This is a genomic window from Paenibacillus sp. 2TAB19, from assembly GCF_052115185.1.
In the GTDB taxonomy this organism is placed as follows: domain Bacteria; phylum Bacillota; class Bacilli; order Paenibacillales; family Paenibacillaceae; genus Pristimantibacillus.
The window spans coordinates 37,050-47,398 of the sequence record NZ_JBFRGE010000050.1; the positions used below are offsets into that span (position 1 = coordinate 37,050).

The 10,349-nt window shown below is 49.7% G+C and carries 9 protein-coding genes; all 9 read left to right on the forward strand.

All coding sequences use genetic code 11. The features are described 5' to 3' along the window. Positions 1–8: 8 nt before the first annotated feature. Positions 9–938, forward strand: coding sequence for a GTPase Era (gene era / locus AB4Z33_RS20755; RefSeq protein ID WP_337101613.1), 930 nt, complete (start codon positions 9–11; stop codon positions 936–938). Between the two features lie 99 nt (positions 939–1,037). Further along, entirely contained in the window at positions 1,038–1,199 is a 162-nt protein-coding gene (locus tag AB4Z33_RS20760; protein ID WP_442051714.1) for a YqzL family protein, read from the forward strand. Between the two features lie 96 nt (positions 1,200–1,295). Continuing rightward, positions 1,296–2,048 carry a DNA repair protein RecO gene (gene recO / locus AB4Z33_RS20765; RefSeq protein ID WP_442051715.1) on the forward strand — a complete coding sequence of 251 codons (753 nt, stop codon included), beginning with the start codon at positions 1,296–1,298 and terminating at the stop codon, positions 2,046–2,048. A 118-nt stretch (positions 2,049–2,166) separates the two neighbouring features. Further along, complete coding sequence (locus AB4Z33_RS20770; protein ID WP_442051716.1) at positions 2,167–3,747, forward strand: MDR family MFS transporter; 1,581 nt, start codon at positions 2,167–2,169, stop codon at positions 3,745–3,747. Positions 3,748–4,108: 361 nt separating this feature from the next. Beyond that, positions 4,109–4,996, forward strand: coding sequence for a glycine--tRNA ligase subunit alpha (glyQ, locus tag AB4Z33_RS20775; protein WP_442051717.1), 888 nt, complete (start codon positions 4,109–4,111; stop codon positions 4,994–4,996). After that, complete coding sequence (glyS, locus tag AB4Z33_RS20780; protein ID WP_442051718.1) at positions 4,989–7,070, forward strand: glycine--tRNA ligase subunit beta; 2,082 nt, start codon at positions 4,989–4,991, stop codon at positions 7,068–7,070. The genes glyQ and glyS overlap by 8 nt, the downstream gene beginning before the upstream one ends. Positions 7,071–7,137: 67 nt before the next feature. Continuing rightward, the gene (locus AB4Z33_RS20785; RefSeq protein WP_442051719.1) at positions 7,138–7,953 is read left to right on the forward strand and encodes a pyruvate, water dikinase regulatory protein; all 816 of its coding nucleotides are present in this window, start codon (positions 7,138–7,140) and stop codon (positions 7,951–7,953) included. A gap of 97 nt (positions 7,954–8,050) precedes the next feature. Then, on the forward strand, positions 8,051–8,524 hold the full coding sequence (locus tag AB4Z33_RS20790) for a YaiI/YqxD family protein (protein WP_442051720.1): 474 nt from the start codon (positions 8,051–8,053) through the stop codon (positions 8,522–8,524). A gap of 41 nt (positions 8,525–8,565) precedes the next feature. Beyond that, positions 8,566–10,349: DNA primase (dnaG, locus tag AB4Z33_RS20795; RefSeq protein ID WP_442051721.1), on the forward strand; the 1,784-nt coding region annotated here is incomplete at its 3' end.

Genomic DNA, 10,349 nt, shown 5'->3' on the forward strand with positions numbered 1-10,349 from the left:
AGCCTATTATGAATCAACAATCATCGAACAACCGCGGGGACGGCAAAGGAAAGTTCCGTTCCGGCTTCGTAGCTATTATCGGACGGCCGAATGTCGGCAAGTCGACCCTGATGAATCATCTGATTGGTCAGAAGATTGCTATTATGTCCGACAAACCGCAAACGACACGCAACAAAATTCACGGGGTTTATACGACGAATGATACGCAGATCGTATTCCTCGATACGCCGGGTATCCATAAGCCGCAATCAAAGCTAGGCAATTATATGATGGCCACGGCGGAAAGTGCGCTGAAGGAAGTGGAAGCCGCTTTATTTCTGATAGATGCTTCGGAAGGGCTTGGGGGCGGCGATCGCTTCATTATCGAGCAGCTTAAGAAAGTAAAGACGCCGGTATTCCTCGTCATGAACAAGATAGACAAAGTGCTGCCTGAACAGCTTCTACCTATGATTACGCAATATAATGAGCTGTTCGACTTTGCTGAAATCATCCCGATCTCTGCTCTGCAAGGAAATAACGTGAGCACGTTGATCGAGCAATTGTCGCGCTATATGCCGGAAGGACCGCAATACTATCCTGCCGATCAGATCACGGATCATCCCGAGCAATTCGTTGTCTCGGAGCTTATCCGTGAGAAAATATTGCATATGACCCGCGAAGAAATTCCGCATTCCATTGCCGTAACGATTGAAGATATGAAGGTACAGGACAATGGCGTCGTCTATATCGGAGCCGTCATTTTCGTTGAGCGTGATTCCCAGAAGGGGATTATTATCGGCAAGCGAGGGGAGCTGCTGAAGGAAGTCGGCAAGCAGGCTCGCAAAGACATTGAGGCGCTGCTGGGCTCGCGCACATTCCTCGAATTATGGGTGAAGGTGAAGAAGGATTGGCGCAATCAGGAGCGAATTCTTAAAGATCTCGGCTTCAGGCATGATTGACCTTCGCTGACGTAATTTGCTAAGGATAGTCCTCGTTTCTTTATCGCATCCTAATACCGTCTGGAGCAGCATTTCCGACACGGAAAGGGATGGATACGAATGCGAGATTTTTCGTGGAAGTATTTTACGTTGACCGGGGATGTCGAATCCTTCATGCTGTACAAAGAAATGGATCAAATGGGCATCTTGGAACAGGATGGCGCGCAAGCTGGAGAAAACGACGATTATGCCATGATGGAATTAGAGGATAGCTCCAGCTAGCAGCAGCTTGAGACAAAGCATCATTTCAATTGCRAAAAAATGTGCTTACGCCGATATGGGACGGTGTAAGCCATTTACGCTTTAAGGGGAAATAATATGCTGTATCGAGTGGAAGGAATCGTTATCCGCAGCATGGATTACGGAGAAGGAAATAAGATCGTAACGCTGCTGACGAATACGAATGGCAAGGCCGGTGTCCTTATTCGCGGCGCCAAGAAGGTGAAGAGCAAGCACGGATCGCTTGCGCAGCCTTTTACATACGGGGAATTTGTATACTTTCGCACGAGCGGTCTCGGAACGCTTAATCATGGTGAGATCATTGAATCTCACCATCTTTTGCGTGAGCAATTAGATAAAACGGCTTATGCAGCTTATGTTGTTGAGCTGACGGACCGCGCGCTGCAGGATGATGAGGTCGGCAACTATCATTTTGAGCAGTTGAAGGCTTGCTTGTCAGCACTAGAGGAGGGCAAGGACCTGCAGATCGTGTCGCATCTGTATGAGATGCGGATGCTCGACTCAGCGGGCTATGCGCCCGAGTTCGACCAATGCGTGCATTGCGGCAATGTCGTAGGACCGTTTCGGTTATCGCCTTATGCCGGCGGCGTGTTATGTTCAAGATGCACAGGCAAAGATCCTTTCGCCATGCCGCTTAGCGAAGGGGCATATAAATTGCTGAAGTTATTTCGCAGATTGGATATGCGCAGGCTTGGCCAGATCCAAGTAAGACCGGAGACGAAGGCGGAGCTGAAGCTTTGCATGCGCAAATTAATGGATACGCATATGAGCTTGCAGCTTAAGTCGCGAAGCTTCCTCGATCAGCTTGATAAGCTCAGTCCGCCTGAGTAGCGTCTCCGTCTAGAGACCGAGACAGGGCTACTGCTGTCGATGGTTACATACAGCTGATCCATGCAGTATGCTTGATGATGTTGGTTGGCTATATACAAATGATGGAGGGAATGACATTATGTCAGCAAAACAAAGCAGACTAGGCTTCGTTGTCGCGGGCTTGCTGCTCGGCATTCTAGTCGCTTCGATCGATAACACAATCGTATCGACGGCGATGGCGACAATCGTGTCCGATCTTGGCGGTCTGGACAAATATGTGTGGGTAACTTCTGCTTATCTTGTCACCGAAATGGCAGGCATGCCCATTTTCGGAAAACTGTCGGATATGTATGGGCGGAAACGGTTTTTCGTACTCGGCATATCGTTATTTTTGATTGGTTCCGTATTATGCGGAACGGCGGAATCGATTACACAGCTTACGATTTATCGCGCGATTCAAGGGATTGGCGGCGGCGCTATGATGCCGATCGCGTTCGCAATCGTATTCGATATTTTCCCGCCGGAGAAGCGCGGGAAGATGGGCGGTCTCTTCGGTGCCGTATTCGGCACGTCCAGCTTGTTCGGTCCGCTTGCCGGAGCTTATTTGACGGAATATGTGAATTGGCGCTGGATTTTCTACATTAACGTACCAATCGGTCTTGTTGCATTGGCATTCATTATTATTTATTACAAAGAGTCTTTGTCGCATGCTAAGCAAGTAATCGACTGGTGGGGCGCATCGACGTTAGTCGGCTCGATCGTTTGCTTAATGTTTGCCCTAGAGCTGGGCGGCGCGGAATATGCTTGGGATTCCGTTCAAATCATCGGTCTCTTCGCAGCCTTTGCGGTTCTGTTAATCGCATTCTTCTTCGTGGAAACAAAAGCGAAAGAACCGATTATTGCGTTCAGCATGTTCAAGAAACGGTTGTTTGCCAGCAGTACCGGAGCAGGCTTATTCTACGGTGCAGCCTTCATTACGGCGGCACTCTATATTCCGATGTTCGTTCAAGGGGTCTTTGGAGGCACGGCCGTCAATGCAGGCCTAACGCTGCTGCCKATGACACTAGGCTCGGTATTCGCAGCGCAGCTTGGCGGTTTTCTTGCCAATAAGATTTCATACCGCAGTGTCATGACGTTATCGGCGGTTATCTTTATTACCGGCATTATACTGTTATCGACAATTACGCCTGATACGACGCGCTTCTTATTGTCGGTTTATATGTTCATTACCGGCTTCGGTATCGGTTTCTCCTTCTCCGTTCTTGGCATGTCGTCGATTCATGACTTCGATATGCGTCAGCGAGGAAGCGCGACATCGACGATGTCATTCGTGCGTTCGCTCGGCATGACAGTCGGCATTACGATCTTCGGCATCATTCAGCGCAATCATTTTACGAGCGGCATGGCCGAAGCATTCGCAGGCAGTGAAGGAAGCGGAGGTGGGGCGCCTATGACGGATAACGCACGCGAATTGCTTTCTCCGGAGAAGCGCGCAGAAATTCCAGCTCCGGTCATGGATAAGATCGTGGCTGCATTATCGGAATCGGTATCGGTCACTTTCCTATGGTCCATCGTTCCTGCCGGTCTTGCCTTCGTATGCGTCCTTATGATGGGAAATGCGGGCATGAAGGATCTGCTGGAGAAACGTGTACATGGCAAAGCGGTCATAGCGTCCCATAACGACGATGCGTCCCATAACGACGATACTCGCAGTCATTAGGCTAGAAGCCATTTAGTTGACATTGCATGGCAAACCGAATACAATAACTTAATATGTATATGGACTATGAAGGAAAAAGTAATCGTAATAATCGACGTGAATAGCGAGCCAGGGATAGTGAAAGCCTGGACGAACGATGACGATGAAGAGGCGTTCCTGAGTCTGAACGAACGAAAAGAGGGTTTGCTTCTCAATAAGCGAACCAAGTAGGGTGGAACCGCGGGATACAACTCTCGTCCCTACGTCTGGCAACAGGCGTAGAGGCGGGAGTTTTTTGTGATTCCAGTTACCCATCGCCTCTGCCGATGTCCAGCCACAGTCCGACAAAGGACAATAAACGAGGAAGAAGGAGACGGTTTTGATGAATTTTCAAGGTATGATATTGACGCTTCAACAATTTTGGGCTGAACAGAACTGCATTCTCGTTCAACCTTACGACACCGAGAAGGGTGCGGGTACGATGAACCCGATGACCTTCCTGCGATCGATCGGGCCAGAGCCATGGAACGTGGCCTATGTAGAGCCTTCGCGTCGTCCTGCAGACGGCCGTTATGGCGAGAATCCGAATCGGCTCTATCAGCATCACCAGTTTCAAGTGATCCTGAAGCCGTCGCCGGACAATATTCAAGAGCTATATCTGGAGAGCTTAAAGCGTCTCGGCATCGATGCGCTTGATCATGATATTCGGTTCGTTGAGGATAATTGGGAATCGCCAACGCTTGGCGCTTGGGGACTTGGTTGGGAAGTATGGCTGGATGGCATGGAAATTACGCAATTTACGTACTTCCAACAAGTTGGCGGCATTGATGCGAATCCAGTTGCTGTAGAGATTACATACGGCATGGAACGTCTTGCCTCCTATATTCAGGAGAAGGAAAATGTGTTCGATCTGGAGTGGGTTGAAGGCGTTACGTACGGTGACGTGTTCAAGCAGCCGGAGTTCGAGCATTCCAAATATACGTTCGAAACATCGGATTCGGCTATGCTGTTCACGCTGTTCAATATGTATGAGGAAGAAGCGAAGAAGACGATGGAGCAGAAGCTCGTATTCCCTGCATACGATTATGTGTTGAAATGCTCCCATACGTTCAATCTTCTTGATGCCCGCGGGGCAATCAGCGTAACGGAGAGAACGGGCTATATTACTCGCGTCAGAAACTTGGCACGTTCATGCGCTGCGACTTATCTGGAGGAGAGAGAACGTCTCGGATTCCCGTTGCTGAAGAAAGGAGTGGAGCACAATGGCTAAAGATTTATTGCTGGAGATCGGACTTGAGGAAGTGCCGGCGCGTTTCGTGCGCGGTGCAATGAATCAGTTGAAGGATAAAATGGTCAAATGGCTCGCAGAATCGCGCATCTCGCATGGCGAGGTTGAGGCGTTTGCGACTCCGCGCCGCTTGGCGCTGCTTATTCGAGATGTCGCTGAGAAGCAATCGGATATGAAAGAGGAAGCGAAAGGACCTTCGCGCAAAATCGCGCAAGATGAGCAAGGAAATTGGAGCAAAGCGGCTCTTGGCTTCGCACGCAGCCAAGGCGTAGAGCCGGAGCAGCTTTATTTCCAAGAGCTTGCCGGTGTTGAGTATGTATATGCTACGAAGAGCAGCATTGGATCGGAAACGGCTGGCGTGCTGCCGGAAGGTTTGCCGTCGCTTATTACATCGATGTCATTCCCGAAAAACATGCGTTGKGGCGCGCATGAGCTTCGTTTCGTTCGCCCGATTCGCTGGTTAGTCGCGTTGTTCGGAGCGGAAGTTATTCCGTTCGAAATTACAGGCGTGGCAACGGGCAACATTTCCCGCGGACATCGTTTCCTTGGCGGCGAGGCCGTTATCGAAGAAGCTGGTCAATACGCAGAGAAGCTTCGCGAGCAGCAAGTTATCGTTGATGTAGCCGAGAGAGAGAAGCTGATCGTTGCGCAGATCGAAGAGCTTGCAGCGGATAAGGGCTGGGAAATCGCCATTAAGGAAGACTTGCTGGAGGAAGTGCTGTTCCTCGTTGAAATTCCGAACGTATTGTTCGGCACATTCGATCCGGCATTCCTTCACATACCGCAGGAAGTGCTTATTACTTCGATGCGTGAGCATCAGCGCTACTTCCCCGTATTCAACAAGGAAGGCCAGCTTCAACCTAACTTCGTAACCGTGCGCAACGGCGACCGCAGATCGATTGAGCTTGTTGCAAAAGGTAATGAGAAGGTTCTTAGAGCTCGTCTATCCGATGCGAAGTTCTTTTATGAAGAGGATCATAAGCTTGAGATTGCTCAGGCACTCGCAAAGCTTGAAAATATCGTGTATCACGAGGAGCTAGGCTCTGTTGCGGATAAAGTAAGAAGAATTCGTGCAACGGCCGACTTGCTGAGCAACAAGCTCCAAACGGACAGCCAAACGGCGTCCGACGTCAGCCGTGCTGCGGATATTTGCAAATTCGACCTTGTTACGCAGATGGTCTATGAGTTCCCAGAGCTTCAAGGTATCATGGGCGAGGATTATGCTCGCAAGCTTGGCGAACGCGAAGCAGTAGCGAAAGCCATTAATGAGCACTACCAACCGCGGTTTGCTGGCGATCGCGCTCCATCGTCGCTTACTGGAGCAATCGTAAGCTTGGCAGATAAGATCGATACGATCGTTGGCTGCTTCTCGATTGGCATTATTCCGACCGGCTCGCAGGATCCGTATGCACTGCGCAGACAAGCGGCGGGTATCGTCCAAATTATTTTGTCGCATGGCTTGAAGCTGAAGCTTAGCGAGTTGTATGAGGCGGCTTTGTCCGTGCACGAAGCATGCGGTTTGAAACGCAGCAGTGCCGACATCCGTAAAGACTTATCAGACTTCTTCGCGCTGCGGATCAAAAACGTATTGTCCGAGCAAGGCGTACGCTACGACGTAGTCGATGCGGTTATGGCAACRGGCCTTGACGATCTTAGTCTTACGATTGAACGCGCAACGGTTATTCAATCGCTGGCTGCGGGCGAAGAACGTTCTGAATTCAAGCTGACTGTAGAAGCATTCAACCGTGTATGCAATTTGGCTTCCAAAGCAACCGTATTCGAAGTGTCGGCTGCGCTATTCGCCGAATCGGCTGAGTCCGAGCTTTACGCAAAATGGAAAGAGCTGCATGTTGGCTTTGAGGCTGCAGTTAAGGAAGGTAATATAGCGCAAGCGGTTCAACTGCTGTCTTCGCTGAAACCAGCAATTGACGCATACTTCGAGCATGTTATGGTTATGGCGCCTGAAGAAGCGGTTAAGAACAACCGACTGGCTACATTGGCAGCTATCGCAGGGGATGTATCTTCCATTGCTGACTTCTCGAAGTTAGTGTGGTAGCTTACCCGAAGTATATCGATCTGTTTGCCGCCGGACTTCCGGTATATTCGCAAAGGGGGATGATTGAATGTCTAATTCAACAGCAGAAGTAATCGTATATGTCATTTCTGACGCTGCTGGCGATACGGGTGAGCTTGTCGTTCGCGCAGCTATTGCTCAATTTCATCCGATTAACGCCGATATTCGCCGAGCGCCGTTTATTACCGACGAGCTTACGTTGTTGCGTATCATCGGACAAGCGAAGCAATGCGGAGCCATTGTGCTGTATACGCTGGTCATTCCCCAATTACGCGATAGCGTAAAGAAGCAGGCTGATGAAGCGGGAGTCGTTGCAATTGATTTGCTCGGCTCCTTTATCGAGACGCTGGAAGAACGGACAGGAAGAAAGTCACGCCAAGAGCCGGGGCTTAACCATGCGCTGGACGAGGATTATTTCCGTAAAGTAGAAGCGGTCGAATTCGCGGTGAAATATGACGATGCGCGCGATACCTCAGGCGTACGCAAAGCGGATATTGTTCTAGTTGGCGTATCCAGAACGTCGAAAACGCCGTTGTCCATGTATCTGGCTCATCAAAAATTTAAAGTCGCCAACGTCCCGCTCGTTCCCGAAATTAAGCCGCCGGCAGAGTTATACACGATTCCAAAGCATAAAATTATCGGCTTGACGATCGGCGTGCCTTATTTGAACATTATCCGCAAGGAGCGCCTTAAGGCACTAGGCCTGCCAAATACGGCACCGTATGCCACAACGGATCGGATCGAGAAAGAACTCGCGTACGCTGAAGATATTATGAAGCAGCTGGGCTGTGTGATCATTGATGTCTCGCATCGGGCCGTTGAGGAAACAGCCAGTCTCATTATGGAGCAGGTCAGACTGACTTAGCCACGTTGTTTATAGCAGCAGTATGCAGGATTTTTTCGTTATTTGCCGTATATAATAGTACAGTATAAATGTGAAAATCGAGAACGAGCGGTGATTCATGATAAAGGACAAGCCTAGGGCTGTTGTTGTCGATGCGGACGCTTGCCCGGTTAAGCAAGAAATTGCGGAAGCGACCAAATCTTTTCCCGTACGCGTCCTGATGGTCGCATCCTATGATCATCGGCTGGAAGCGCAGCCGGGAATTGAAGTCGTGCAAGTGGACCGCAGCGACCAATCGGTGGACTTGTATATCGTTAACCATATTACGACCGGCGACATCGTCATTACTCAGGACTTCGGTCTCGCTTGCATAGCCATTGGCAGAGGCGCGATCGTATTGTCGCCTCGCGGCGAGCAATATACGAATGACAACATTGATTACTTGATGGAACGCCGTCATGAGCTTGCCAAACGGAGGCGAAGCGGGGGTAAGACGAAGGGGCCGAAAGCGATGAATGATGCCGATCGTGAGCGATTTCAACAAAAGTTGACAAAAGTTTTACGAATTGAGCAGGAGAAACATGACGCATAGCGAATATTATTTACGTGTTACTAGGATGAAGGTGATGAACGATGACATTCGCAAAAATACCCGATGAGGTCATTAGCGAGATTTTGAAGCACAATGACATCGTGGAGACGGTCGGAAAATACGTTCATCTCACGAAGCACGGAAAATATATGAAGGGCTTATGTCCGTTCCATTCCGAGAAGACCCCGTCGTTCACCGTTACGCCCGAACGCCAAATCTTCTATTGCTACGGTTGCGGGAAAGGCGGCAACGTCATTCGTTTTCTTGAGGAGCTGGAGGGATATTCTTTCCCTGAAGCTGCTCGGGCACTAGCGGAGGATGCCGGCATTGCGGTACCTGACAGCTGGAGCTCAGATGATGGCGGGAGCAATAATCCGGAGAACGCCGAGCGCGCCAAGCTAATCGAAGCGCATGAGCTTACAGCTAAGCTATATCATTACATGCTGAACAATTCGAAGCAGGGCGTAGAAGCAAAGCGTTATTTGCGCGAGCGGGGACTAAGCGATAAGCTGATTGATCACTTCATGATTGGCTTCGCGACGGACGAATGGAATCGATTAGCAGACTTCTTAGAGAAGCGCGGATTTGACCTGGCCTTGATGGAGAAGGGCGGATTGTTATCGGCAAAAACGGATGGAAGCGGCTATGTGGATCGGTTTCGTAATCGCATCATGTTTCCGATATGGGATAAAGACGGCAAAACGACCGCGTTTGCGGGGCGCATTATAGGCGACGGACAGCCGAAATACTTAAATTCCCCGGAGACAATGCTTTTTACGAAGAGCAGAATCGTATATAACTTGCATCATGCACGGACAGCAATTCGCAAGAGCAAGCAGGCTGTTATTTTTGAAGGCTATATGGATGTCATTAAGTCATGGAGCGCTGGTGTCAAGAACGGCATCGCGACGATGGGAACCGCACTTACCAAGGAACATTGCGCCATCCTTCGCAGACAAGCGGAAGAGGCGATCGTCTGTTATGACGGCGATGATGCTGGACAAGCGGCTGCGTTCAAATCGATCCCGCTGCTGGAAGCGGCAGGTTTGAAGGTGACAGTGGCAATTCTCCCGAAGGGGAAAGACCCCGACGAATATATAGGTGAATACGGGCCGGACGCATTTCTGCGCGAGATCGTCGATCAAGCGGTATCCGTTACAAAATTTAAGCTTATATATTCAAGGAAAAACCATATACTGCTAAAAGAAGAAGGCAAAAAAAACTATCTGCTGGAAGCAATGGATATCGTAGCGGAGCTTAGCTCGCCCATTGAACGCGAAGTGTATTTGAAGGAATTGTCCCGCGAGTTCGATATTTCGCTYGAGTCTCTGAAGCAGGATTGCCATCGCAAGGTGCAGGAGCTGCAAAAAAAGAAACCGCAAGGGGATAATAACGACAATTCGTGGAATAATGGTAGAAATGAAAAGCGCCGTACGTCCGGACCTCCGGCTGTATTGCCTGCCTACACGCATGCCGAACGAAGGCTGTTGTACGTTATGATGCGAGACAAAGAGGTTGCTGAAGCCGTCCATAACCGAATCGGTGACGCATTTAACATGGAGGATCATGCGGCACTCGCTGCTTACTTATACGCTTATTATGCTCAAGGTCATGAATCGGATGCCAGCCGCTTTGTAGCTACGCTGCAGGATGATCAATTAGAGCGTACGGCGGCATCGATTCTCATGATCGACAGCGATTTTCCGTTTGATGAGACAACGATGAACGCTTATATCCGAGATATTGTTAGGGTACCGCAATTTAAGGAAATTGAACGCAAGAAAGAAGAAATGCTGCGCGCCGAGCGGTCAGGCAACGCTTTGCT

What these genes read in the sequence shown, in the direction of transcription:
- era (WP_337101613.1), top strand. Translation starts at nt 9, where the DNA reads ATGAATCAACAATCATCGAACAACCGCGGGGACGGCAAAGGAAAGTTC.
- AB4Z33_RS20760 (WP_442051714.1), top strand. Translation starts at nt 1,038, where the DNA reads ATGCGAGATTTTTCGTGGAAGTATTTTACGTTGACCGGGGATGTCGAA.
- recO (WP_442051715.1), top strand. Translation starts at nt 1,296, where the DNA reads ATGCTGTATCGAGTGGAAGGAATCGTTATCCGCAGCATGGATTACGGA.
- glyQ (WP_442051717.1), top strand. Translation starts at nt 4,109, where the DNA reads ATGAATTTTCAAGGTATGATATTGACGCTTCAACAATTTTGGGCTGAA.
- AB4Z33_RS20785 (WP_442051719.1), top strand. Translation starts at nt 7,138, where the DNA reads ATGTCTAATTCAACAGCAGAAGTAATCGTATATGTCATTTCTGACGCT.
- AB4Z33_RS20790 (WP_442051720.1), top strand. Translation starts at nt 8,051, where the DNA reads ATGATAAAGGACAAGCCTAGGGCTGTTGTTGTCGATGCGGACGCTTGC.